This window comes from Mesorhizobium sp. Pch-S (assembly GCF_004136315.1).
In the GTDB taxonomy this organism is placed as follows: domain Bacteria; phylum Pseudomonadota; class Alphaproteobacteria; order Rhizobiales; family Rhizobiaceae; genus Mesorhizobium.
Genome location: NZ_CP029562.1, coordinates 1,821,974 through 1,845,646, shown reverse-complemented (window position 1 = coordinate 1,845,646; position 23,673 = coordinate 1,821,974). Strand labels below are relative to the sequence as shown.

General features: G+C 63.3%; 22 protein-coding genes and 1 pseudogene. 10 read left to right on the top strand and 13 right to left on the bottom strand.

Annotated features, from left to right (window positions below; all coding sequences use genetic code 11):
• Positions 1-6: 6 nt before the first annotated feature.
• The gene (locus C1M53_RS08505) at positions 7-1,095 is read right to left on the bottom strand and encodes a citrate synthase/methylcitrate synthase (protein WP_129416078.1); all 1,089 of its coding nucleotides are present in this window, start codon (positions 1,093-1,095) and stop codon (positions 7-9) included.
• Positions 1,096-1,188: 93 nt separating this feature from the next.
• On the opposite strand from C1M53_RS08505, the gene C1M53_RS08500 reads away from it, so the two are divergent.
• Positions 1,189-2,430: a citrate synthase gene (locus C1M53_RS08500; RefSeq protein ID WP_129411852.1), complete on the top strand. Its 1,242-nt coding sequence runs from the start codon at positions 1,189-1,191 to the stop codon at positions 2,428-2,430.
• Between the two features lie 22 nt (positions 2,431-2,452).
• Here C1M53_RS08500 and C1M53_RS08495 read toward each other — a convergent pair whose 3' ends face one another.
• From C1M53_RS08495 to C1M53_RS08465, 7 genes are all read right to left on the bottom strand, one after another.
• Complete coding sequence (locus C1M53_RS08495) at positions 2,453-3,499, bottom strand: polysaccharide deacetylase family protein (RefSeq protein WP_129411851.1); 1,047 nt, start codon at positions 3,497-3,499, stop codon at positions 2,453-2,455.
• A 294-nt stretch (positions 3,500-3,793) separates the two neighbouring features.
• The gene (locus C1M53_RS08490) at positions 3,794-4,267 is read right to left on the bottom strand and encodes a hypothetical protein (RefSeq protein ID WP_129411850.1); all 474 of its coding nucleotides are present in this window, start codon (positions 4,265-4,267) and stop codon (positions 3,794-3,796) included.
• A 27-nt stretch (positions 4,268-4,294) separates the two neighbouring features.
• Entirely contained in the window at positions 4,295-5,365 is a 1,071-nt protein-coding gene (locus tag C1M53_RS08485) for a D-TA family PLP-dependent enzyme (RefSeq protein ID WP_129411849.1), read from the bottom strand.
• 2 nt (positions 5,366-5,367) lie between these two features.
• A complete protein-coding gene (locus C1M53_RS08480) occupies positions 5,368-6,744 on the bottom strand; it encodes a GH1 family beta-glucosidase (RefSeq protein ID WP_129411848.1) in 1,377 nt (458 codons plus the stop codon).
• 59 nt (positions 6,745-6,803) lie between these two features.
• The gene (locus tag C1M53_RS08475) at positions 6,804-7,685 is read right to left on the bottom strand and encodes a MurR/RpiR family transcriptional regulator (RefSeq protein WP_129411847.1); all 882 of its coding nucleotides are present in this window, start codon (positions 7,683-7,685) and stop codon (positions 6,804-6,806) included.
• Entirely contained in the window at positions 7,682-8,743 is a 1,062-nt protein-coding gene (ugpC, locus tag C1M53_RS08470; protein WP_129411846.1) for a sn-glycerol-3-phosphate ABC transporter ATP-binding protein UgpC, read from the bottom strand. The genes C1M53_RS08475 and ugpC overlap by 4 nt, the downstream gene beginning before the upstream one ends.
• Positions 8,744-8,745: 2 nt before the next feature.
• Positions 8,746-9,513 carry an SDR family oxidoreductase gene (locus C1M53_RS08465; RefSeq protein WP_129411845.1) on the bottom strand — a complete coding sequence of 256 codons (768 nt, stop codon included), beginning with the start codon at positions 9,511-9,513 and terminating at the stop codon, positions 8,746-8,748.
• A 197-nt stretch (positions 9,514-9,710) separates the two neighbouring features.
• Between C1M53_RS08465 and C1M53_RS08460 the strand changes: the two genes are divergently transcribed.
• The 9 genes and pseudogenes from C1M53_RS08460 (at position 9,711) to C1M53_RS08420 (ending at position 20,120) form a co-directional block, all read left to right on the top strand.
• A complete protein-coding gene (locus C1M53_RS08460) occupies positions 9,711-10,940 on the top strand; it encodes a sugar ABC transporter substrate-binding protein (RefSeq protein ID WP_129411844.1) in 1,230 nt (409 codons plus the stop codon).
• A gap of 99 nt (positions 10,941-11,039) precedes the next feature.
• Positions 11,040-11,908 (top strand): annotated as a pseudogene (locus C1M53_RS08455) (sugar ABC transporter permease).
• Positions 11,905-12,732 carry a carbohydrate ABC transporter permease gene (locus C1M53_RS08450; protein WP_129411843.1) on the top strand — a complete coding sequence of 276 codons (828 nt, stop codon included), beginning with the start codon at positions 11,905-11,907 and terminating at the stop codon, positions 12,730-12,732. The pseudogene C1M53_RS08455 and the gene C1M53_RS08450 overlap by 4 nt, the downstream one beginning before the upstream one ends.
• Positions 12,733-12,749: 17 nt before the next feature.
• The gene (locus tag C1M53_RS08445; RefSeq protein WP_129411842.1) at positions 12,750-13,121 is read left to right on the top strand and encodes a RidA family protein; all 372 of its coding nucleotides are present in this window, start codon (positions 12,750-12,752) and stop codon (positions 13,119-13,121) included.
• Positions 13,122-13,185: 64 nt separating this feature from the next.
• Positions 13,186-14,658, top strand: coding sequence for a M81 family metallopeptidase (locus C1M53_RS08440; protein WP_129411841.1), 1,473 nt, complete (start codon positions 13,186-13,188; stop codon positions 14,656-14,658).
• A gap of 219 nt (positions 14,659-14,877) precedes the next feature.
• Entirely contained in the window at positions 14,878-17,709 is a 2,832-nt protein-coding gene (locus C1M53_RS08435; protein ID WP_207213079.1) for a molybdopterin cofactor-binding domain-containing protein, read from the top strand.
• A complete protein-coding gene (locus C1M53_RS08430; RefSeq protein WP_129411840.1) occupies positions 17,706-18,251 on the top strand; it encodes a (2Fe-2S)-binding protein in 546 nt (181 codons plus the stop codon). Before C1M53_RS08435 ends, C1M53_RS08430 begins: the two co-directional genes overlap by 4 nt.
• 11 nt (positions 18,252-18,262) lie before the next feature.
• A complete protein-coding gene (locus C1M53_RS08425; protein ID WP_245488487.1) occupies positions 18,263-19,555 on the top strand; it encodes a c-type cytochrome in 1,293 nt (430 codons plus the stop codon).
• A 277-nt stretch (positions 19,556-19,832) separates the two neighbouring features.
• A complete protein-coding gene (locus C1M53_RS08420; RefSeq protein WP_129411838.1) occupies positions 19,833-20,120 on the top strand; it encodes a hypothetical protein in 288 nt (95 codons plus the stop codon).
• A 50-nt stretch (positions 20,121-20,170) separates the two neighbouring features.
• Here the strand turns inward: C1M53_RS08420 and C1M53_RS08415 are convergent, their stop codons facing one another.
• The 5 genes from C1M53_RS08415 to C1M53_RS08395 are packed head-to-tail and all read right to left on the bottom strand — an operon-like array spanning position 20,171 to position 23,571.
• Positions 20,171-20,713, bottom strand: coding sequence for a GNAT family N-acetyltransferase (locus C1M53_RS08415; RefSeq protein ID WP_245488486.1), 543 nt, complete (start codon positions 20,711-20,713; stop codon positions 20,171-20,173).
• 5 nt (positions 20,714-20,718) lie between these two features.
• The gene (locus C1M53_RS08410; RefSeq protein WP_129411837.1) at positions 20,719-21,972 is read right to left on the bottom strand and encodes a hypothetical protein; all 1,254 of its coding nucleotides are present in this window, start codon (positions 21,970-21,972) and stop codon (positions 20,719-20,721) included.
• Between the two features lie 27 nt (positions 21,973-21,999).
• Entirely contained in the window at positions 22,000-22,530 is a 531-nt protein-coding gene (locus C1M53_RS08405) for a tail fiber protein (protein WP_129411836.1), read from the bottom strand.
• A 9-nt stretch (positions 22,531-22,539) separates the two neighbouring features.
• Positions 22,540-23,043: a tail fiber protein gene (locus C1M53_RS08400; protein ID WP_129411835.1), complete on the bottom strand. Its 504-nt coding sequence runs from the start codon at positions 23,041-23,043 to the stop codon at positions 22,540-22,542.
• Positions 23,044-23,052: 9 nt separating this feature from the next.
• A complete protein-coding gene (locus C1M53_RS08395) occupies positions 23,053-23,571 on the bottom strand; it encodes a tail fiber protein (RefSeq protein WP_129411834.1) in 519 nt (172 codons plus the stop codon).
• Between the last annotated feature and the right edge of the window lie 102 nt (positions 23,572-23,673).

Sequence of the window (23,673 nt, the reverse complement as noted above, 5' to 3'; positions counted from 1 at the left end):
GCCCGCTCAGGCGACGAGGTCCGGCACTGGTCCGATGTAGCGCGACTGCGGCCGTATCAGCCGTCCCGTCGCCTGCTGCTCGCGGGCATGTGCAATCCAGCCGGCCATGCGCCCGGCAGCGAAGACGCAGGTGAACGCCTCTTCCGGAAAGCCTGCCGCTTCGAGCAGAAGTGCGGTGTAGAATTCGACATTGGTCTGCAGCACGCGACCGGGCTTGGCCCGTCCCAGCACATCGAGTGCTGCCTGTTCCACCGTTTCGGCGAAAGCCAGGCGGCGGCCGACCGCGCCGTCGGGGCCAATGCGGCGTACCACGGTCTTCAGCACGTCGGCGCGCGGGTCACGCACGCGGTAGATGCGGTGGCCGAAGCCCATGATGCGGCGGCCCTCGGCCAGTTCCCTGTCCAGCCAGCCCGTCGCATCTCCTGTCGCGGCGATGGCGTCCAGCATGGCGATCACCGGACCTGGCGCGCCGCCATGCAGCGGCCCCTTCAGGGCGCCGAGGCCGGCGAGTGCCGACGAGGTGAGGCCGGCCTGGGTCGAGGCCACCACACGCGCGGCGAAGGTCGAGGCGTTGAGCCCGTGATCGCAGACGGTGACGAGATAGGTGTCGAGCGCGGCACTCAGGTTCCGGTTGGCGCCCGTTCCGGTCAGCATGGCGAGCATGTCGGCGGCATGGCCGGCGTTGGCATCGGGAGCAATCGCATCGAGGCCCTTGCGCAGGCGCAAGAGCGCGGGTGTCAGCACTGCAGGCGCCGCGATCAGGCGCAGAGCATCGTCAAGCGTGTCGCCATCGGGCATCAGCGCCGTGCCGGCGCGCATGCCGTCATAGACAGAGAGCGCGGCCAGCGTCGGCAGCAGCGCTTTCACGCGTTCGAAGACCTCGACGCGTGCGTGCCCAAGTCTTGCCGCCAGTTCCTTCTCGTTGGGAAGGTCAGCGAAGAAGTCTTCGAAAAGCAGATGTGTCACGCTGGCGAAGTCGCGTCGGCCCGCCAGCTCGCGCAGGGCGTGCCCTCGGATCGTCAGGTGTCCGCCCTGGCCGTCCACTTCCGACAGCACGGTTTCGGCGGCAATCACATCGTCCAGTCCGCTTGTCATCATCTTGCTCCTTGACCAAATTTCGATCCGAGATAATGCTGTTGTTGATTGTCATCAATCTTGATCAATAGAATCAATATATGAAGAGCCGACATGAGCGCATGGCTGACACGTGATGAGGCGCTGGACAGGCTGGGTGTGCGGGCGCAGACGCTCTACGCCTATGTCAGCCGCAACCAGATCGGCATGCAGCCCGATCCTGCCGATCCACGCCGCAGCCTTTACCGGCTGGAGGATGTCGAAGCGCTCACCACCCGGCGCGCGCGCGGCCGGCGTGTCGCGGCGATCGCCGAAAGTGCGGTCGCCTGGGGTGAGCCGGTGTTTGCGACGCAACTCTCCACCGTCATCCACGGCAGGCTGATTTACCGCGGCGAGGATGCGGTGACCTTCTCGCGCGATGCCAGTCTGGAGGACGCTGCACGGCTTTTATGGGCCAGCGCTTCCACCCCACGTTTTGCGACGTCGGGGGCTCCGGCAGAGCAATTCCAGGAAAACCGCGTAGCGGTTTTCCGTCCGGAATTGCGTGAAAACAAAGAGGTGGAGTGTTTCCGCGTTTCCGCCGAAAACGGAAACGCTGCAGAGACGGGCATCGACCAGGCCTTTTTGGTGCTGGCCAGACTGGCGGCCAGGGGTCAGCCCTCGCTGGGGCGCAATGCCGCCGTACTGCAGGCCGACGCAATGCCCGCCATCGCGGCTCTTGCCGGTGCACTCGGGGCTGCGCCGGGTGCGGAGCCGGTGCACCTGAGGCTGGCAAGGGGCTGGCGGGTCGAGCAGGCAGCGGAGGTGTTGCGTCGCGTCATGGTGCTGGTGGCCGACCACGAACTCAACGCTTCGGCCTTTGCAGCCCGCGTCGCCGCCTCCACCGGCGCACCGCTCGTTGCCTGTCTGCTGGCCGGCCTGTCGACACTCTACGGTCCTCGCCACGGCACCGCGGCTGACGCTGTCGCCATGCTTGTGGACGACGCGGCACGGATCGGCGTGCGTGCTGCAATGGCACGCTGGATCGATCATGACCGGCCGCTGCCGGGTTTCGGCCATCCGCTCTATCCCGACGGCGACCCGCGCGGGGCAGCATTGCTGGCCGACATGCAACTCGAAGACCATATTCTCGAGCTGCGCCAGGCAGCCTTTGATGCCACCGGCGCGCAGCCGACGGTCGATTTTGCGCTGGTGGCGCTGACCCGGTCCTATCGTTTGCCGGTCGATGCGCCCATCCGCCTGTTCGCGCTGGGCCGCAGCGTCGGCTGGACAGCGCACGCCATCGAGCAGGTCATGTCAGGCAAGCTGATCCGCCCGCGCGCCCGCTATGAGGGGCCGCTGCCTGCCGGCGCCTGAACGACGCATTTTGGCGGGACGCTCAGAATAGCTTGAAGGGGATGCCGGTCAGCAGCGCCTTCACGTAACGCCGCCGCTGGTAGTGGCCATTGAGCGAGACACGCGGCAGTTCGGTCGGCTGGTTGAAGCTGTCGACCGTCAGCATGCCGGGACGGGTGGTGACGGCAAGTTTGATGCCGGCCTTCGCAACGGCATCGAATTCGCGTGGCGACACCGCAACCTTGGTACCATAGGGATAGGCAAAGGTGGTCGGCCTGTAACCGACATAGGATTCGACGGCATCGATCGATCCGGTGACCTCATCGGCAAGCCGTGCTTCATCCACTCTCGCCATGGCGATGTGGGTCTGCGTGTGCGCCCCGAAGCGCACCAGCCGGTCGGCGGACAGGGTCCGCAGTTCCTCGGCCGTCATCACCAGCTGATCGACGATGGCGAGCGGGTCGATCATGCGCGAGCGGGCAGCCCGGTCGACTTCCGCCACGGCTGCGTCCTCGTTGTTCGAATGCACGAAGTGGACGATCCGTTCATAGGTATCCTGCTTCTGGGCAAGGTTTCGCGTGATGACCGTCTCCATCCCCTTGCCGAAATCGAACTCGAACTGGTCCTTGGAGCGTGTCAGCACCTTGGCCGTTTCCCACCACATCGAGCGGCTGCGTTCGATGAAACCCTTGGTGACGAAAATGGTGTAGGGCACGCCATGCCGACGAAACACAGGTGCGGCGTGCTCGGCATTGTCGCGCAGGCCGTCATCCAGCGTGAATGCGGCGAAGCGGCGCTTCTCATTGGGATCGGCAAGCAGGCGCGGCAGGTCGTCCAGCGCCGCCGGCGTCAGGCCCGACTCGATGCAGACACGGATTGCCTCATCAAGGAATTCCGGCGTCACCGAAAGCGTTGCGATGGGGTCGAAGCCACCGCGACGCGCCGGGCGCACATGATGCAGGGTGAAGATCACGCCGCGCCCCGCGGCCGCCGGCCACAGCATGCCGGCCCGCGTCAGCGCGACGCCTTCCAGGCCGGCACGGATCGCGCCGTGCTTGAGAAACCTCTTGGCGGAGCCTTTCAGAGACATGCCGGCGCCTCGATGCCATCGACAAGGCGGCCTTCCAATCGGGGATGGCGATGCACGGACATTCCTCGGCTCCGATACGCGCTCGCAGGATACGGGCGGTGGCCGATGCGACGGCCGAAGGGAGCTTATTGCAGCGCCAGTTAATAAACTGCCCGTGCGCGGCCGATTTCAGGCGGAAGTCCAGGAGCAGGGTGTAAAGGCTTCTGTCCGGAATTGCGTGAAAACAAGGAGCCGGAGCGTTGCCGCGCTTTTGCGAAAAACGGCAACGCTCCAGCGGCGATCGCCTGGATCGGATCAGCGGTATTTCATGTAGCCGACGAAGCCGGTGATGCGCCAGCGGTCGCCGTCGTTGCGGCAGAAATAGAGCGTCTGCCAGTTCAGCCGGTCGACACCGCCATCGGCAAGCGGCACGGTGCCGTCGAACTTCTTGTGTGCCACCGCGACATTGCCGTTGATGTCGATGCGGTCGAGCGTCACCGCCTTGAGCAGTGCGGAAGGCAATGGCTCGGCATAGGCGACCGAAGCGGATTCGGCGGCCTGGCGCAGCCATTCGTCGCGATAGGCCTGCAGGGTCGGGAAGGCAGCGTTCCAGTCGTCCTGGTTGGGGGAATTGTGGGCATGGATGCCGAGGAAGCGCATCTCGTCGAAGTCGCCGGCCACCATCGACCAGTCCTGCGCGGCAAAAGCCTCGAAATCGCGCGGCATCAGCATTTCCCAGATGAAGGCGCGGTCCGCGTCGCCGGCAAATGGGTTCTTGGTTTCAGACATGAAAGCTCCGTTCGTCTGGAGAAGGGTTCAGGAAAGTTTGCCGCGCGCGGCGACCGGCAGCACGTCGACGACGCGGTCACCGGAAACGAGGTAGATTTCGTCAAACAGGTTGGTGACCACGCAGGCATGGTCGGGCAGCACGCGCACGCGGTCACCGACCGCCAGTGTCGCGCCGTCGCTCAGTTCGACCTTGCCGTGTTCCTCGCTGAGCGCCGTCACGCGGGCGCCCGGAATGCCAACCAGTTCGCCATGGTCCGGCAGGCCGAGCAGGTCGCTGGTGAGCGCCTTGGAGCCGCTGTCGAGGATGGCGCGGGTCGGCGTCGGCGCCGAGACCACGGTGGCAAGCACGGTGAGTGCGCAATCGTCGGCCGTGGCGGCGCCCTGCTTCACCTGGTAGCGGTCCATGTAGATATAGGTGCCGGGCCGGTATTCGGTGACGATGGTGGCATCCTGCTTGCGCCACATGTCGGGCGTGCCGCCGCTGGTCACGGTCTCGCAGGCCAGCCCTTGCCTTTCGAGCAGGTCGCGCGCGCTGGCGAGCCAGGCTTCCGCGCCCTGCGGCGCGCCGGCGGCCGGATAGGTCATCAGTCCGCCGAAGGCAAGGCCCGGTGCCGCATCGATCTGTCTGGCCAGCGCCAGCGCCTGCTCGGCGGTCTGGACGCCGCAGCGGGCAGCACCGGTGTCGCATTCGACCAGCACCTTGAGTGGCCGGCCGGGATCGGTGAAGGTCTCGGCAAGGCCGGCGATCGTGGTCGCGCTGTCGGCGGTGACGGACAGCGTGATGCGCCTGTGCAGCGCCAGCAGCCGCGCAAGCTTCGCCTTGCCAATGATGTTGTAGGGCAGGAAGATGTCGGTCAGCCCGGCATCGGCCATCACTTCCGCCTCGCCGATCTTCTGGCAGGTGATGCCGATGGCGCCCGCCTCGACCTGCTTCTTGGCAAAGAAGGGCAGCTTGTGCGTCTTGATGTGCGGTCGCAGCTTCACGCCGGCGGCCTCGGCGGCCTTCTGCGCATTGGCGATGTTGCGTTCGGCGCGGTCGATGTCGATCAGCACGGCAGGCGTGTCGATTTCGGCAATGGTCTTGGGGCGTGGGCTCATCTTCACTCTCTCGTCGGCAGAAACGATGGTCGATCCATCAAAACCTGGGCAGACCGCCAGCCTTCGATCAATTCTCGGTACCAATGGGCACTCGATTTGAGCGTTCGCCGTTGGGTCTCGAAATCGACATACACGATGCCCCACCGCTTGGTGTAGCCAAGTTCCCATTCGAAGTGATCCAGGAACGACCAGATGAAGTAGCCATCGATGCGGATGCCGGACTGTATCGCCCCGGCGAGCACCTTCAGATGATCTGCAAGGAAGCGGATCCTCCGCGGGTCATCGACGCGACCTTCGTCGGAGAGCCGGTCCGGCATGGAGCAGCCATTCTCGGTGATGACGATCGGCGGCAGCCTGTCGCCATAGCGGTCCTGGAGACGGGTCAGGATTTCGCCGAGGCCAGCCGGCACGATCGGCCATCCCATGGTGGTTTCCGGCTCGCCGCCGGTCACTGCGATATCAAATGGCTCGGATCCATACGGAGCGGCGGAGCTCACCGCGATCGGGTGGAAATAGGTCAAACCAAGCCAGTCGACCGGGGTCTGGATGATCTCGAAATCATTTTCCAGCACTGCCGACCAATCGGCATCGGGAAGGGCTTCCAACTCCTCCGGATAGCGGCCGAGCAGGATGGCATCGGTGACGGTATGGTTGCGCAGCGTCTCGAACATCGTGTTTGCCGCACCGTCTTCGGCCGTCTGAGAAACAGGCTGGCAAGGCGAAGAGTGGTTGGTCAGGCCGATCCTTGCCTTCGAGTGCGAGCGGATGGCCCTGGTGGCAAGACCATGGCCGAGGAGAAGATGGTGCATCACCGGCAGGGCTGCGCCGGTCGACAGGCGCAGGCCGGGCGCATGCTCGCCGAGCACGTAGCTGTGGCGCATCAAGGTGTAGGGTTCGGCAATGGTGAACCAGTTGCTGACCCGGTCGCCGATTCGCCTGGCCACATGTTCAGCGAAGTCGCCGAACCGTGCGCTCGTCTCGCGTGCGCGCCAGCCCCCGTTGTCCATGAGCGCGGCAGGCATGTCGGAATGGAAAAGCGTTGCGACGGGTTCGATGTTCCGTTCCAGCAGACCATCGACGAGCCGGTCGTAGAAGGCGAGCCCCGCTTCATTGACTGCGCCGCCACCGTCAGGCTGGACCCTCGACCAGGAAATGGAGAAACGATAGGCGCCGAGACCGAGCTCGGTCATGATGCCGAGATCCTCGCGCCAGCGATGGTAGTGGTCAGCCGCGACTGCGCCGTCACTGCCATCCACCACAAGCCCCGGTTGGCGCAGGAAACGATCCCAGACCGACTCGCCACGCCCGTCTTCGGTGAGGGCGCCTTCGATCTGATAGGCAGCGGTTGCGACACCGAACAGAAATCCGCGCGGAAACATTCGGCCCAAGCCTGCAGCAGTGTCAGCCGTCTCGCGAGCTGGAGGAAAGCGTGTCACCATCAGTCCCCCAGCGGCAGGCGCGGGTCGGCGACTTTCAGCGTGTACACGCTCTGCTTGATCCGGCGCAGATTTTCCAGCGCCTTCGGCCCGCGCGCTTCGGCGGTTGCCGTGGCGATGATGTCGAGGATGGCCAGCAGCGCGAAACGCGAGGAGGTTGGCTTGTAGATGTTGCCGTCCTCGAGCGACTGGAACGGGATCAGCGTCTCCGCTGCCTTGGCCAGCGCGGAATCGGGCGCGGTGATGGCAACGGTGGTGGCGCCATACTGGCGGGCGACCTGCACGGCCTCGACCACCGAACGCGCATAACCGGAGACGGAGAAGGCGACAACGGTGGTTTCCGGCGTTGCCACCGAGGCGTACATGCGCTGCAGCTGGCCATCAACCTGCGCCAGCGCGGACAGCCCGAGCCGGAACAGCCTGTTCTGCATCTCGGTCGCCATCATCGAGGAGATACCGCCGGAGCCGATGCACAGGATGTTGCCGGAAACCGCGATGCGTTCGGCGATCTCGATCAGCTTGGGCATCGGCAGCATGGCGCTGGCACGCTGGATGGCGGCGATCGCCGCTTCGGTGATGGCGGCTGCGATGCGCTGGTCGCGCACGTCGCTGCCCGGTGGTTCCGCCGAAAGATACTGGCCGCCGACGGCGATTGCCTGGGCAAGGTAGAATTTGAAATCGCGCAGGCCGTCGCAGCCGAGATTGCGGCAGAAGCGTGTGACGGTCGGCTCGCTGATGCCGGCGCGCGTGGCGATCTCCGAGATTGCGGCCTTGGAGGCGAAGTCGGGATCGGACAGCACCATGGATGCCAGCCGGCGGTCGGATCTGGTGCCGTCCTGCGCCATCATCTGCAGGCGGGTGATGATGTCCGCCGGTGTCTTCACAGCGGCAGGCCTGTCGCCGTATCGAACAGGTGGATGTTGCCGGGTGCGACGCTGACCGGCAGCCGGTCGCCGGGTTTCACCGCGATGCGGTCGCGGAACACCGCGCGGATGGCGTCGTTGCCGATGGCACCATAGACGTGGGTTTCAGAGCCGGTCGGCTCGACCACATCGACGCGCAGGCTGACGGCGCTGTCGCCGCCGGCAACGAAATGTTCAGGGCGGATGCCGGCCTCGATGGTTCCCGAGAGAGCCTGCGCACCGGCAAGTTTCAGCCTGCCGCCACCGGCCGGCTCGAACCAGGTCCCATCGGATTCCGATTTCAGCGCCCCGGAAACGAAGCTCATCGATGGCGAGCCGATGAAGGAGGCGACGAACTTGTTTGCCGGCTTGTCATAAAGGTCCAGCGGCTTGCCGACCTGCTGGATGCGGCCCTTGTCCATGACCACGATACGGTCGGCCATGGTCATCGCTTCGATCTGGTCGTGCGTGACATAGACGATGGTGGATTTGAGCCGCTGGTGCAGCGCCTTGATCTCGGTGCGCATCTGCACGCGCAGCTGGGCGTCGAGATTGGAGAGCGGCTCGTCGAACAGGAACACGGAAGGCTCGCGCACGATGGCGCGGCCCATGGCAACGCGTTGGCGCTGGCCGCCGGAGAGCTGGCGCGGATAGCGGTCGAGATAGGAGAACAGGTTGAGGATACCGGAGGCTTTCTTGACCTTTTCCTCGATCACCGGCGCGCTTTCGCCACGGATCTTCGGACCGAAGCCGATGTTCTGTGAGGCCTTCAGGTGCGGGAACAGCGCGTAGGACTGGAACACCATGGCGATGTTGCGCTTCTGCGGCGGCAGATCGTTGGAGCGCACGCCGCCGACCAGGAGATCGCCGGAGGAGATCGTTTCCAGGCCCGCCAGCATGCGCAGCAGCGTGGACTTGCCGCAGCCGGACGGGCCGACCAGCACGACGAACTCGCCGCTGGCGATCTCCAGGTTGATGTCCTCGAGGATCTTGTGCTGTCCGTAGGATTTCGACAGCCCGCGGAACGAGACATCGGTCATGGCTAGCCTCCCAATATGTCATCGATGAAGGGCAGGAAACCTGCCGTCAAGCCGGCGTCCACGGGCATCACCACGCCGGTGATGCCCGAAGCGCGCGCCGATGCCAGGAAGGCGACAGCCTCGGCCACTTCACGGGCCTCGACGATGCGGCCGAGCGGGTAGAGCCGCTTCAGCTTGCCGAGAACTTCCGGGTTCTTTTCGAGCCTGTGATCCCAGGCGGCGGTGCGGATCGAGCCGGGGCACACGACGTTGGCGCGCACGCCGCTGCGGCCGAGTTCGACCGCGAGCGCCTTGGCATAGGCGTTGATACCTGCCTTTGCCGCGGCATAGGCAGGATTGCCGAAATGCGCGATGGCGTTGACCGACGAGACGAAGACGACACTGCCGCTGCCACGTCCGGCCATTGCCTTGGTCAGCGGGTCGGCGAAGGTCATGACGCCGGTGAGATTGAGGTCGAGCTCGCGTTCGATGGTCGCGGCGTTGAGTGCCGTCAGCGTCTCTGCGCGCGTCCAGCCGGCATTGTTGATCAGGATATCGGGCACGCCATCCCGCGCGACGAGCGCGCTTGCGGCGGCCTCCATCTCTTCACGCCGGGTCAGGTCGAAGACATGGCGCGAGGCGATCGCCTCGCTGCTCAGGGCCTCGGCCGACTGGTCGCAGCCGACCACCCGTGCGCCACGTTCGGCAAACAACGTCACCAGCGCCGAGCCGAGCCCGCCGCCGGCCCCGGTGATCACCACGGTCTTGCCCTGGAATTCGGTATTGGACATTGCCCGCGCTGTCTCCTCCAATCTGGCCGGGTGCGAAAATGTAAGCAAAAATGTAATTAAGCAACAGAAAAATCTGCTTGAAAGGTGGATTTTCAGCGATAATGTAGGAAAGTAACATGAAGGGAAGAGCCGCATGTTACCGCCCGGGGCATTGGTCCGAAAGGACGATGGCCCGCAATGACAATGGGAGAGATTTTATGAGACTGGCACAATGGACCGCCGGCCTTCTGGCCGGCTTGAGCATGTTGGCGGTGACCGCGCAGGCCGATGCAGGCGAGGTACGCGTGACCGTCGCGGAGTACAGCTCGAAGACCGGCCCCTATTTCGAAGAGGTCAAGAAGGGCTTCGAGGCCGCCAATCCCGGCACGACCCTGAAGATCGAGGTGGTGCCGTGGGACGTGCTGCTGCAGAAGCTGACCACCGACATCACCGCCGGCACCAATGCCGACCTTTCGATCATCGGCACGCGCTGGCTGATCGATTTCGTGCAGCAGGGCGTCGCCGAGCCGCTTGACGGCTACATGACGCCTGATTTCAAGGGCCGTTTCATCGAGACGTTCCTGTCGCCGTCGATCATGGAAGGCAAGACCTACGGCCTGCCGATCGCCGCTTCGGCGCGCGCCATGTATTACAACAAGGAACTGTTCGAGAAGGCCGGCATCGCCAACCCGCCCGGAACCTGGGCCGAGTTGCAGGAAGACGCCCGCAAGATCAAGGCGACCGGCGCCTTCGGCTACGGCATCCAGGGCAAGGAGATCGAGACCGACGTCTATTATTATTACGGCATGTGGTCGTTCGGCACCGAGATCCTCAACAAGGATGGCACTTCCGGCCTTTCCACGCCGGGCGCGCTCGATGCGGCCAAGCTCTACAAGTCGATGATCGACGAGGGGCTGACCCAGCCCGGCGTCACCTCGATGAACCGCGAAGACGTGCAGAACCTCTTCAAGCAGGGCAAGGTCGGCATGATGATCACCGCGCCTTTCCTGATGAACCAGATCAAGGACGAGGTGCCGAACCTGAAATATGGCGTGGCGGCGATCCCGGCCGGACCGACCGGCGCACGCGGCACCTATGGCGTCACCGATTCCATCATAATGTTCAAGAATTCCAAGAACAAGGAAGAGGCATGGAAGCTGCTCGACTATCTGTTCACCACCGAACAGCGTGCCAAGTTCACCCAGAATGAAGGCTTCCTGCCGGTGAACAAGGAAGAGGCGAAGATGCCGTATTATGTCGACAATGCCGGTCTTGCCGCCTTCACCGCTCTGTTGCCCGAGGCCCGTTTCGCACCGGTCATCTCGGGTTGGGAGGAGATCGCCCAGATCACCTCGGACGCTGTCCAGAAGATCTATCTCGGACAGGGAGAGCCGGAGGCCGTCCTGAAGGAAGCCGCCGCCAAGGCAAACGGAGTGCTGAAGAAGTAACTCAGGCTGCGGCGCGTCCCCGCAATGGGACGCGCCGCCGGCTTTCATGTCCGTGGCATTCCTGTCGCGGCGACAAGAAACTCTCAGACACAGTCCCGGATGCACAATCGCGCGCTGCCTTACCTGCTCATCCTGCCCAGCCTTTTCCTGGCAGCGGTGGTGATCTTCTGGCCGGTCTACGACCTGGTGCAGATCTCGACTCCGAGGTCAGCCGCTTCGGCCAGCTGCGCGATTTCGCCGGGCTGGCCAATTTCGCGGCGCTGACGAACGATCCGGATTTCATCGCGGCGTTGTGGCGAACCGGGCTGTGGACGCTTTCGGTCGTTGCCGGCGCGCTGATCCTGTCCATTCCCGTGGCGCTGATCCTCAATTCGGATTTCTACGGCCGTGGCCTTGCCCGCGTCATCATCCTTCTGCCCTGGGCCGTCTCGCTCACTATGACGGCCGTGGTCTGGCGCTGGGCGCTGAACGGCGAAAGCGGAATGCTGAATTCGGCGCTGATCGGCCTCGGCATCATCGACCAGAACATTCAATGGCTTGCCAGCGCCGGCACGGCCTTCCCGATGCAGGTGCTGATCGGCATCCTGGTCACCGTGCCGTTCACCGTCACCATCTTCCTCGGCGGGCTGTCATCGATCCCGGATGATCTCTACGAGGCGGCAGCACTCGAAGGCGCCTCGACCTGGCAGCAGTTCCGCACCATCACGCTGCCGCTGCTGAAGCCGTTCATCAACATCGCCATCGTGCTCAACATGATCTACGTCTTCAACTCCTTCCCGATCATCTGGGTGATGACGCAGGGCGGGCCGGCCAACTCCACCGATATCCTGGTCACCTACCTCTACAAGCTGGCTTTCCGTGTCGGCAAACTGGGTGAGGCCTCGGCCGTTTCGCTGGTGATGTTCGCGATCCTGCTGGTCTTCACCATGATCTATGTGCGCCTGGCCATGCGGGAGCGGGAAGCATGAGAAGAAGCAAGCTCGTCCGTTCCGTCATTGCCTGGCTGCTTTTGTCGCCGCTGATCGTGGTGACGCTGTTTCCCTTCGCGGTGATGTTCCTGACCGCAGTCAAGCCGCGCGCCGAGGTGCTGACGCCGAACTGGTGGCCGAGCGAATTCCGCTGGTCGAACTTCGCCGAGATGTGGGTGGCGACCGGCTTCGGTCGCGCCTTGCTCAATTCGCTTTACGTCTCGGTGCTGGCCACTGTCGGCGCCATCGTGATCGCCATCCCGGCAGCCTATGCCATGTCGCGCTTCCGCTTTGCCGGCTATGGCGCCATGCGGCAGTTCCTGCTCGTCTCGCAGATGATCTCGTCGATCGTGCTGGTGCTCGGCCTGTTCCGCCTGATCGCCGCCTGGGGGCTGATCGAAAGCACGACCGCCGTCGGCGTCGTCTATATGGCCTTCAACGTCGCCTTCACGGTGTGGATGCTGCAGAGCTATTTCGACACCATCCCGCGCGATCTCGAGGAGGCCAGCTGGATGGAAGGCGCGGGTCGCTGGCTCACCCTGCGCAAGGTGTTCCTGCCGCTGTGCCTGCCGGCGATCGCGGTCACCGCCATCTTTACCTTCATCAATGCCTGGAACGAGTTCATCATCGCATTGACCATTCTGCGCAGCCAGGAGAATTACACGCTGCCCATCCAGGTGTTCGCGCTGGTTGCCGGCCGCTACACCGTCGAATGGCACCACGTCATGGCGGCAGCGCTTTTGGCCACCTTGCCGGTGGCGGTGCTGTTTGCCTGGCTGCAGCGCTATCTCGTCCGGGGGTTGGCCCTGGGCGCCGTCAAATAACAGGAGAATTTCAGGGAATGTCACGCAAGCAGGTTTTCGGGACGTCGCATGTGCCGCTGTCGCCAGCGGTGCGCGCCGGCGATTTTGTCTTCGTTTCCGGCCAGGTGCCGGTGCGCCCCGACGGCACGGTGGTCGACGGCGGCATCGAGCCGCAGACAAGGCAGGTGCTGGAGAACGTCAAGGCGGCACTGGCATTGGCCGGAGCCACCATGGACGACGTCGTCAAGACCACGGTGTGGATCGAGGACGCGCGCGACTTCGGCGGCATGAACAAGGTCTATGGATCCTTCTTTGCCAAGGAGCCTCCGGCCCGCACCACGGTGGAATCGCGGCTGATGATCGACATCAAGGTCGAGATCGAAGCGGTCGCCTACGCACCGGTGAAATAGCCGGTTGCCTTCCGCCGCATCGCTGCGGAAGGCGAACTCCCGACGATCAAATCGAGTAGAGCGCATGCGTATCTTTACCGCCTCGCTGGCGACCGAGACCAACACCTTCTCACCGGTGCCGACCGACCGGGCCTCCTTTGAGATGGCCTTTTATGCCGGACCCGGCCAGCATCCGGAAACGCCGACGCTGTGTTCCTCGCCGATCGTCGCGCTGCGCCGCCGCGCCGCCGCAGAGGGGCTGACCGTCATCGAAGGCACCGCGACCTGGGCGGAGCCCGGCGGGCTGGTGCAGCGGCAGACCTTCGAGGCGCTGCGTGACGAGATCCTCGACCAGTTGCGAGCGGCGCTGCCGGTCGATGCCGTTATCCTCGGCCTGCATGGAGCCATGGTGGCACAAGGCTATGACGACTGCGAAGGCGACCTTCTCGCCCGTGTCCGCGAGATCGTCGGGCCTGATGTCGTTGTCGCTTCCGAGCTCGACCCGCACAGCCATCTGACACCGAAGCGCGTGGCCGCGGCCAATGTGCTCGCTGCCTTCCTCGAGTTCCCGCACACCGATTTCTACGAGCGCGGCGAGCATGTCGTCGAGCTCGGCCTTGCCGCAGCGCGTGGCGAGATCAAGCCGGTGATCTCGACCTTCGACTGCCGCATGATCGAGGTGATGCCGACCAGTCGCCAGCCGATGCGCGGCTTCGTCGACCGCATCAAGGCGTTGCACGGCAAGGATGGCGTGCTTTCGGCTTCCGTCATCCACGGCTTCATGGCCGCCGACGTGCCGGAGATGGGCGCGCGCATCATGGTCGTCACCGACAACGACAAGGCCAAGGGCGATGCCCTGGCCGAGCAACTGGGACGCGAGCTCTATGCGCTGCGCGGGCAGCTGGCCATGCCGATGCTGGGCGCCGACCAGGGCATCGACCGCGCGCTCGAAGTACGCGCGGCCAACCAGGCGAAGCCGGTGGTGATCGCCGATGTCTGGGACAATCCTGGTGGCGGTGTCGCCGGCGACGGCACCTCGCTGCTGCGCGCGATGCTGGCGCGCGGCCTGAAAAATGTCGGCGTCGCCACCATCTGGGACCCGCTCGCCGTCACCTTCTGCCATGCGGCGGGCGAGGGCGCGGTCATCGACCTGCGCTTCGGCGGCAAGGCCGGCCCGCTGGCCGGCGAACCGATCGACGCCAGGGTGCGCGTGATGAAGGCTGTCGCCGAGAGCTGGCAGAGTTTCGGCCCGAGCCGCGTCACCCTGGGGGCTTCCGCGCTGGTGCGGCTGGAAGGCACCGAGATCGACGTCATCCTCAACACCAACCGCACCCAGACCTTCGAGCCGGACATCTTCTCCAATCTCGGCGTCGATCCACTGTCCAAGGACGTGCTGCTGATCAAGTCGACCAACCATTTCTACGCCGGCTTCGAGCCGATCGCGGCCGAGATCATCTATGTCTCGTCGCCGAGCTCCTATCCGAGCGATCCTGCGGCCACCGACTATGAAAAGCTGAAACGTCCGGTCTGGCCACGCGTGGCGGAGCCCTGGGGCTGAAGCGCCCCCGCCGTGCTTGCAGAATTTGCAAGGCCTGTGTCGCAAGGGGGCGCGGAAACAATGCTTTTCCAGCGGCTGCAAATCTCTGAGCGGGTTTGTTGCACAAATACCTGCACAGTCCCATAATCGCTTCAACAATAGCGCCGGACCTTTGTGGTTCGTGGAAGATATGTCGGCTTTCTGATCACGTTGGACGATCCTGGTCTGACGCAGGAGGAGATGATGGGATCCAGTCTTTCGCGCCGTAATTTTCTCAAGGCCAGTGCCGCTGCAGGCATCGCCATCAAGGTTTCCTTCCTGCCTTCGTCAGCAGCAGCGCGGCTGATCGAGACGCCACCGCAACCCGGTCCGGATTGGCTCAAGGCCGACGGCAAGCCGAAATACCGGCTCGATGCCATCGCCAAGGTGACCGGCGAAAAGACCTTTTCGCGCGATTATCGCGCCCGCGACCTCGACGGCTGGCCAAAGCAGCAGGCGCATGCTTTCATGATCCATGCGACCAAGGCCGACCGCACCTTCGAGGGCATCGATCTCGGTGTGCTCGGCGATGCGCTGAAGCCGGACCGGCTCGTGCTGCATGAAGATCTCGTCGCCGACGGCATCACCATTCCGGTGCCTGGTTTTTACGGTGATGTTTTCCTGGTGCCGAAAGGGCAGACGGCGAGGCTGCTCGGTCAACCGGTCGCCCTGCTCATCTATCACGATTTCGCCCGCTACGACGCGGCGAAGCGCTTGATCCGTTTCGACGATACGGTCGTGCGCTATGGTGAAAAAGCGCCCTACAGCCATCCCGCCCATTATGGCGCGGCGCGTTATGTGCGCATCGACGGCGGCACTCCCGATGCGCCAGACCGGTTCTCGCCGTTGAAGGATACCGTCATCTATGGCGGCTTTTCCGGCGACGACCCAAAATGGCCGGAGGCGGATGCCGACGGTGACGCCATGGGCCGCGGCATGGCCGCCGCCGCCGAGATCGAGCAGGAAATCGGCATGGCCGGCGATGATGCCCTGGTGCTGAGGAACGAATATTTCTCGCAGTCGGTCGATGCTTCGGCGATGGAGGCCGACAACGGCAATGTCTGGTACGACGCGGCGACCGGCGTCCTGCATCTCATGGTGGCGACACAGTCGCCTTACGAAGTGGCCGAGGTTTCGGCCGTGCTGGTCTCCAAGTCGAAATTTCCTCTCAAGGAAGTCGACCTCAAGGTCGGCTATACCGTCGGCTACGGCACCAAGGATCACTCGATCTTCGCGTTCTTCTGCGTGGTGGCGGGCCTTTACGGCGATGGCCGTCCCGTTCGCCTCGCCAACGATCGCTACGAACAGTTCCAGATGGGCTTGAAGCGGCACGCTTTCTGGATGGACAACATTTTGGTGGTCGACCGCAAGACGGGCCAGTTTCGCATCATGACCGGTCATTTCAAGAATGATGGCGGCGGCCGTGCCAATTTCTCATTCTCCGTCGGCTTCGTCGGCGCTACCGCCGCGCAGTCGATCTACTACCTGCCGAAGAGCGATTTCTCCGCCGCCGCCATCGCCTCGCGTGCCGTCGATGCCGGCTCGACACGTGGCTACGGAACGCTGCAATCCATGTCCGCCACCGAGATGATGGTCGATGAAGCCGCCGAAGCGCTCGGCATGGATGCGATCGATCTCAGGCTGAAGAATGTCTTCAAGTCGGGCATGAAGAACACGCAAGGGGCAATCCCGGCCGGGGCATTGCGCAACGAAGAGATTTTGCTCAAGGCCAAGGCCCATCCGCTGTGGACGCAACGGCAGGAGAAAAAGGCTGCTTTCGATGCAGCCAACCCCGGCAAGCGTTATGGCGTCGGCTACGGCCACGTCCAGAAGGACTATGGCACCGGCGCGGAGGCGGCACTTGCGGCGCTCGAATTCGACGCCCGCGGGCGGGTGAGCTTCGCGCACGTCGCGCATGAGATCGGCACGGGCACCACGACGTCGCAGGCGATCATGGTGGGCGACATACTGGGCCGCGTCCCCGAAGTGACCGAATACGGCAAGGTGCGCTGGCCACAGATGCCGCTCGAAACCACCGACGAGCCCTATACGATGGCGCAGGCGGACGAGGACAGAAACAGCGCCAATCCGCGCTGGACGCCGAGTTTCACCTCGCCGATGAGCGCCACCAACAGCGTCTACTATCTCGGCCACGCCACGCGGCAGGCGGCGCACGCGCTTGTCGAGTTCGCCATCTGGCCGGCGGCAAGGTCGCTGTGGTCGCAAGGCATCGGTGGCGGTTCGATCGCGCCCTATTTCGTACGGCGCGAGGATATCCGCACGGAAAATGGCCTGGTGAATGCCGGCGGCATGCCACCGCTAGCCTTCGAGGCGGTGGCGGCCGAAGCGCATCGGCTCGGCCTCGTCACCGGGGTGACCGTGCACACCTTCAACCGCTGGCAGTGGGCGCAGGCCGATTTCGATGTTCCCGGCATCGGCAGGACGCGCCTTCCAGTGGATGCGCTTGCGCTCAAATATGGCGATGGGGCGACGGCACAGGCCAAGGCGCTGATGACGCTGGACGGCTGGCAGTTCGTCGACCGTGCGGCGGTCTATTATCCGCCGGCGCAGCGCAACAATGCCGGCGTCACCTACTACGCGCCGATGGCGACATTGGCCGAGATCGTCGTCGACACGGCGTCGGGCGAGGTGACCATCCTGTCGCATCATTCGATCATGGAATGCGGCACGCAGGTGGTACCCGAACTGGTTTCCGGACAGCTTCAGGGCGGCCTGGCGATGGGCATCGGCCATGCACTGAAGGAATTTCTGCCGCTCTACGAGGACGGGCCCGGTGACGGCACCTGGAATTGGAACCGCTATGAACTGCCGCGCGCCAGGGACGTGGCGGTGTGGACGCAGACGTCGGAAATACTGGCGCCGCTTTCGGAAACCGATCCACCCAAGGGCATAGCCGAGGTCGTGATGATCGCCGTGGTGCCGGCGCTCGCCAACGCCATCGCGCACGCCATCGGCAAGCGGTTCTATGATCTGCCGATAACACCGGAAAAGATACGGGGGGCCCTGGCATGACGCTACCCACGAAGAAGCTGTCGCTGACCGTCAACGACAAGGCGATCGGGCCCGTCGACGTGCCCGAAGCCATGATGATGCAGGATTTCCTCCACGAATATCTCGATCTCACCGGCTCGCGCATGGGCTGCGGACAGGGCATCTGCCATGCCTGCACGGTGATTTTGGAAAAGGATGACGGTGTGCTGGACGAGGTCCGCACCTGCATCACCGGCGCACACTGGTTCGAAGGCAAGAAGGTGCGCACGGTGGAAGGGCACGCCAGACGCGATGCCGCCGGCGCGATTACCGAACTGTCGCCGGTGCAGCAGGCTTTCATCGAGAGTTTCTCTTTCCAGTGCGGCTACTGCACGCCGGGCTTCGTCACCGGTGCCACCGTCTTCATCGACCAGTTGAAACGCAAGCCGGTCGCCAGGGCCGATCTCGAGAAGGCCATAACCGAAGCGCTCGACAAGCATATCTGCCGCTGCACCGGCTATGTCCGCTATCATCAGGCGGTGCGCGATCTGGTTCTGAAGATGCCTGACCTCGTCAAAGCCTGAGGGAGCATTCCATGACTTTACGCAGGCTGCTGTGGGGCGTGGTCGCACTCGCCATTCTGGCCGCGATCGTTGCGGGAAGCATTTTTATCGGCCTGTTCGAAAAAAGCGTGGTGGCAAAGGATATCGACCAGCCGCTCAGCGCCGATGAGATGAAGACACTGGCCGAGCGCGGCGCCTATGTCGCGGTGGCGGCGGACTGCTACGCCTGCCACACCGCCAAAGGCGGCGCGGCCTGGGCCGGAGGCCTGCCGTTCGAGACGCCGTTCGGGACCATCTATGCCAGCAACATCTCGCCCGACAAGGACAACGGCATCGGCAGCTGGACCCGCGCCGACTTCCACCGCGCGCTGCGCGACGGCGTCGGCAAAGGCGGGCGCCATCTCTATCCGGCCATGCCCTACGCCTCTTACCGGGAGATGACGCCGCAGGACGTCGATGCGGTCTATGCCTATCTGATGACGCGAGAGCCGATGAAGGTTGCAAACAGGGACAACGAGCTTGCCTTCCCCTTCAACATTCGTCAGTCGCTGACGTTCTGGAATCTCGTCAACCTGCCTGGTGAAAAGCCGGCAAACGATCCCGCCCGTTCGGAGCTGTGGAACCGCGGCCGCTATCTGGCCAATGCGCTGGCGCATTGCGGCGAATGCCACACGCCACGCAATATGCTGCAAGGCATGGATCCGTCGAGATATCTGCAGGGAACCATCATCGAAGGCATCAACGCCCCTGACATCACCAAAGACGGCCTGACGCGCATGGGGTTCGACGTGCCGTTGCTGGCGAGCTTCATGAAGTCGGGTATCTCGGCGCAAGGCGCGATGACCAATCAGATGTTCGACGTCGTGCATTTCTCGACGCAATACATGACCGAAGAGGATCTTGAGTCGCTGTCGGCTTTTCTTTTCGATCTCGATGCCGTGCCTGGTCAGTCCGAGCCGCCGCGCGCGCCCGAGCCAGTCAGTGTCCCCGCGGAGCTCACGGCATCGGCGCGGGCCACCTACATCAATCTTTGCTCCGGTTGCCATGGTGTCGAGGGCCAGGGCATTCCGCATGTGGTGGTGCCGCTGGCGACGAATGCCTCGATGCGCATTAGCGATGCGCGCAATTTCGTCCATACGGTGTTGCACGGTATTTCCGCGCAGCGGTTTCCGGGATTGGAACGCATGCAGCCGATGCCGGCGTTCGATGACAAGCTGAGTGACCAGCAGATCGCCGATCTCGCCAACTGGGCGCGTGCGACCTGGGGAGGCCGGCAGCCCGACGTAAAGCCCGATGACGTCGCCAGATTGCGCAAGGGCGGTTGAGCTCGGGCTTGTCGTCATACGCTCGAGAGCCAAGTGCATTGCGTGATGAGGTTGACATCGCGATCGGAGAGCGATTGCCCGCCACCGGATTGTTGACCCGTTCCCGGCGACCGACAACCTCGTGAAGGTTTCAACCCCTTGCATCGTTATCTGTGATGCGGGCCGCCAGAAAAGTCCTGACCTTTTTGCTTGGCGTACCTTCGGTCCGGGATTGATCTCGCAGGACTCGACAGCGAACGCGACACGCTGCAAAACCATATCCGAATGGGGAGAGGACATGGTTGCGCAACTGACGGGCGCGGATTTCGAGCCGCATATCGGTACGGATTTTGACGTGGCGGAAGCCTCTGTGCCGCTTGCATTGCAATTGCTCGAGGTGCGGCTTCTTGGAACGGCCCTGCGCAGCGGCGGCGCTTTCGCGCTGACCTTCCGCGGCCCGCCAACCGAACCCTTGCAACAGGCCACCTATCCGCTGGTTCATCCCAGGCTCGGCAGGCTGGATATCTTCATCGTGCCGATCGCGCGCCAGAACGACGGCATGCGTTACGAAGCCGTCTTCACCTGATCTGGTCGTGGTTTCGCCGCGAGGAAAAACCGGCGGACAAGATGCCGGATCTAGATGATGGTGTGGGTGGGGTCGGCCTGGCCGCCCGGATGCTCCATCAGCAGATAGACGCCCTTGTCCTCGATCTCCTGGAATCCCAGCCGCCTGTAGAGCGACAGCGCCGGGTTCATGCGCTCGACGTGGATCGAGACAGCTTTGCCGGCTGAGATTGCGTCCTCGATGATGTCTTCCAGAAGCGCTGTGCCGAAGCCCTTGCCGCGCGCTTCGGGCATCAGCGCGATGTCGATGATGCGGATTTCCTGGGGCCAGTGGACAAAGTAGAGCCGTCCTGCGGCGGCGGCATCGCACTCGACGATCAGCCACTGCGCCCCCGGATAGTGGCGCATATAGTGCTGGTGCTGGGCGAGAAACTGCTGGTTGAGGAAGTCGCGTTTCGCCGTTTCCGGCCAACCGGTTTGCGCCAGCTCTTCCATGCGCGTCGAAGCGTAGAGCGCCGACAGGAATGGAATGTCGCTGTCGCCGATGGGACGAAACGACAGGCTGGCCGATCTGGTATTGGGCCATATGGCCGGCGACGGTTGCGCTTGCATCATCGCGTTCAGCTGGCCGGCGGCGTCAGATCGCGCACCACCGAATATTGCTGGATGCTGCTTGCCGCGAGTTGTGTCCACTCCAACTCCCATTCGGTGCTGTCGATCGCCGCCTGGGAGATCGTCCACAGACCGCCGATACCGGAACCCGGCGGCAGGAGCCAATGCGAGAACAGGGCGAGCCGCCCGTCGGCGTTGTAGTCGAGCGCGAGCTGCACCGGCCAGGACGAATTGGCGATGTCCTGCCAGCCGGTCCAGGCAAGCGCAGCCGGATTGGTCTGCGTGTTGGCCGAAATCACATTCGTCGCGTCGGCCGCGACCAGCATCAGATGGCCGTTGCCGTCCAGGCCGGGCGCAACCATGTTGAAGCCCGTACGCGAAAAGCCGTTGCGCAGCCACGGCGTCCAGGTGTCGGTGGCGGCAGGTCGCTGCAGCGTGTGGATCACCTGCTTGTTGGTGTTGATCGCGAACAGATGCAGCGCGCCCATGGGGCCGACGACGGGTGCCATGTACAGGATCTTGCCGGTGAGGGCGTCGTCCATCTGTACCCATTGCGACCAGTCGCCGACCTTCAGGGTGGTGGCATTGGCCTGCACGCAGCGATAGAGGTTGTTGTTCGAATTGATGCCGAACAGCGCGATGCGGCCATCGCCCTGGCGGCAGGCCTTGATGCTGATCAGGCCACCGGGGATCTGCTGCCAGCCGCTCCAGGGCGTCGCCGGCGGCACGCGTTCCTGCACCTTCACCGTGATCGGCGTGGTGGTGCCGGGAGGGGTGATCGTCACGTCCTTTTCGACGATCTGGTCCGGGTTCTGGTAGATCCACCAGATCGTGCCGGTGCTGGCGGCCACCGCGAAGATCTCGACTCGGCCATCGACATCGCGTGCCATCGACAGGCTGACGACATTGGTGTTGCCGCCGGGCGAGCCGAGCAGCACCGGCGCATTCCAGCGCTCGATGCCGCCGGACTGGTCGGTGGATTCATCGATGTAGGCAATACCGCCGCCCTGGATCTGGCCGGCGACGGCGACGCGCCCATCCTTGGTCAGTCCGCTGGTGGCGAGCGTGTAGATGTACTTCTTGTCGATCGGCGTCCAGTTTGCTTCCCAGGGGCCGTTCGGCTTGGTCTGCGCCTTGTAAGACAGGAACGACGTCGAGGTGTCGACGGCGACGACCATCAATCGCGACAGTTCGAAGAAAGGCGGCTGTCCGGCACCGGGTGCCTCGGCGGACGGCACGGCTGCAGCTTCGGTATTGGCCATGATACCCCTCCCGGGCGTCGGTTCGGATCAGCCTCGCGGCGGGAAAACGCCTTGCAGCGCGATGCAGAAATAGCAGGTGAGATAGGGCTGCATGTTGTTGTGCGCGGCATCGCCACCGGCGGGAGCGAGGGCCTGAGGGGACATGGGTACCAGAGAGGCGCTCGCCGTCCCGGTTTGGTACAAAGTACCGCTAACGGATGTAGCGAGGGTTATATTTTGTGCCAGGGTTCCCTGCGTTCCGTCTTCGACGGTTCCTCGAAATGGATGGGAGTGATTGGGGAGCTCGCTTTCCAGCAAGGTGACCGTTTCTGAGCCACCGGTTTCGCCAAGATCGTGCAGCGAAAGACCTGGTCCCTGACCCGGATGCATCGGTGCACGTGTTTGCAGATCCGGCAACGCGAAGTTCGATTTGCCGTTGCCTCCATAGGTCGTGCCGAGCAGCGAGAAGAGTGCCGTATTCTGCGACAATGGCAGCAATTGGCCATCACACCACGCCCAGCCTCTGGGAGCGAAGTTGAAGGGGAAAATGCGGATTTCTGCGACGAAAGGGTCGGCCATATCGTCCTCTCAAGACGGCGACGGGAATATCCCGAACAGCGATATGATGAAATTGATGCAGAGGTACGGCTGGAAGTTGCTATGCGCACGACTTCCACCAACCGCGCCGATCGATGTAGGTGCCAAACTTGCGGTCGCGCTTTCGTCCGCATACGGCTTCACAAGTGTCGAACTCGCCAGCACATTGTTTTGCGGATTTGCCTGCGAGCCGTTGCCGGTCGAACCGAGAAGCGGATGGCTATGAGCCGGTATCTGGTTGGTCGTCAACGTGATCTCTTCCGCTCCTCCGTTCTCCGCAAGGACGAAACTGTTGCCTTGGTGGATGGGAATGCGGCCGCGCATATCCGGCAGCGCGAAGGTTGACTGGCCATCACCGCCATAGGTCGTGCCAATCAGATTGAAGAGTGTCTCGTTCTCCGAGATGGGCAGGAGCTGCCCTTCGCAGAACATCCACCCTGCGGGTGCAAAATTGCCGCCGAACATACGGATTTCGCCAACATAAGGCTGTGCCATGGATATCTCCTAGGTCGGCGAAGGAAAGATGCCCTGAAGCGCGATGCAGAAAGACAGGGTCAGGAATGGCTGCATGTTCAGATGCGCCTGGCTGCCGCCGACATTGGCGACGGATCCCGCGTTGAGCGAAGTGGCGCTGGGAGAAAACCCCGTAGAATAGACGTTCCCGGGATCTTGAGCGAGAACATTACCTGTGCCCGCGAAATTCGGATTGTTCGTATTGCCCGTTTGATTCGACGCATACAGCACATGAAAATGCTGGGGTATTTCCGATATCGACAATGTGTGCGCCTGCTCGCCGCCTCGATCGCCAAGGGTATGCCCTGTGCCGACATGGATAGGTGCCCTGCCGCGATAGTCGGGCAGCGCAAAGTTCACTCTGCCGTCACCGCCGAATGTCGTCCCAAGCAGCGAGAAAAGGCCCTGGTTTTGATTGATTGACAATAATTGGCCGTCGCAAAGCGCCCAACCTCTCGGCGCGAACACGAATGACATGATCCGGATTTCAGACAGAAACGGTTCCGCCACGGTTATGTCCCCTTCTCACCCCAAGTTTAGAGTACGCAATTCAAAACAAAAGTACAATAAATATTAATCCTATAGTTTTGCCAATTATCAAAATAATTCTGA

Coding starts and splice junctions, on each gene's coding strand:
- C1M53_RS08460 (WP_129411844.1), top strand. CDS start 9,711: ATGAGACTGGCACAATGGACCGCCGGCCTTCTGGCCGGCTTGAGCATG.
- C1M53_RS08490 (WP_129411850.1), bottom strand. CDS start 4,267: ATGTCTGAAACCAAGAACCCATTTGCCGGCGACGCGGACCGCGCCTTC.
- C1M53_RS08500 (WP_129411852.1), top strand. CDS start 1,189: ATGAGCGCATGGCTGACACGTGATGAGGCGCTGGACAGGCTGGGTGTG.
- C1M53_RS08445 (WP_129411842.1), top strand. CDS start 12,750: ATGTCACGCAAGCAGGTTTTCGGGACGTCGCATGTGCCGCTGTCGCCA.
- C1M53_RS08425 (WP_245488487.1), top strand. CDS start 18,263: ATGACTTTACGCAGGCTGCTGTGGGGCGTGGTCGCACTCGCCATTCTG.
- C1M53_RS08405 (WP_129411836.1), bottom strand. CDS start 22,530: ATGGCCGACCCTTTCGTCGCAGAAATCCGCATTTTCCCCTTCAACTTC.
- C1M53_RS08485 (WP_129411849.1), bottom strand. CDS start 5,365: ATGAGCCCACGCCCCAAGACCATTGCCGAAATCGACACGCCTGCCGTG.
- C1M53_RS08410 (WP_129411837.1), bottom strand. CDS start 21,972: ATGGCCAATACCGAAGCTGCAGCCGTGCCGTCCGCCGAGGCACCCGGT.
- C1M53_RS08420 (WP_129411838.1), top strand. CDS start 19,833: ATGGTTGCGCAACTGACGGGCGCGGATTTCGAGCCGCATATCGGTACG.
- C1M53_RS08435 (WP_207213079.1), top strand. CDS start 14,878: ATGATGGGATCCAGTCTTTCGCGCCGTAATTTTCTCAAGGCCAGTGCC.
- C1M53_RS08480 (WP_129411848.1), bottom strand. CDS start 6,744: ATGTTTCCGCGCGGATTTCTGTTCGGTGTCGCAACCGCTGCCTATCAG.
- C1M53_RS08505 (WP_129416078.1), bottom strand. CDS start 1,095: ATGACAAGCGGACTGGACGATGTGATTGCCGCCGAAACCGTGCTGTCG.
- ugpC (WP_129411846.1), bottom strand. CDS start 8,743: ATGACCGATGTCTCGTTCCGCGGGCTGTCGAAATCCTACGGACAGCAC.
- C1M53_RS08495 (WP_129411851.1), bottom strand. CDS start 3,499: ATGTCTCTGAAAGGCTCCGCCAAGAGGTTTCTCAAGCACGGCGCGATC.
- C1M53_RS08465 (WP_129411845.1), bottom strand. CDS start 9,513: ATGTCCAATACCGAATTCCAGGGCAAGACCGTGGTGATCACCGGGGCC.
- C1M53_RS08440 (WP_129411841.1), top strand. CDS start 13,186: ATGCGTATCTTTACCGCCTCGCTGGCGACCGAGACCAACACCTTCTCA.
- C1M53_RS08450 (WP_129411843.1), top strand. CDS start 11,905: ATGAGAAGAAGCAAGCTCGTCCGTTCCGTCATTGCCTGGCTGCTTTTG.
- C1M53_RS08430 (WP_129411840.1), top strand. CDS start 17,706: ATGACGCTACCCACGAAGAAGCTGTCGCTGACCGTCAACGACAAGGCG.
- C1M53_RS08415 (WP_245488486.1), bottom strand. CDS start 20,713: ATGATGCAAGCGCAACCGTCGCCGGCCATATGGCCCAATACCAGATCG.
- C1M53_RS08400 (WP_129411835.1), bottom strand. CDS start 23,043: ATGGCACAGCCTTATGTTGGCGAAATCCGTATGTTCGGCGGCAATTTT.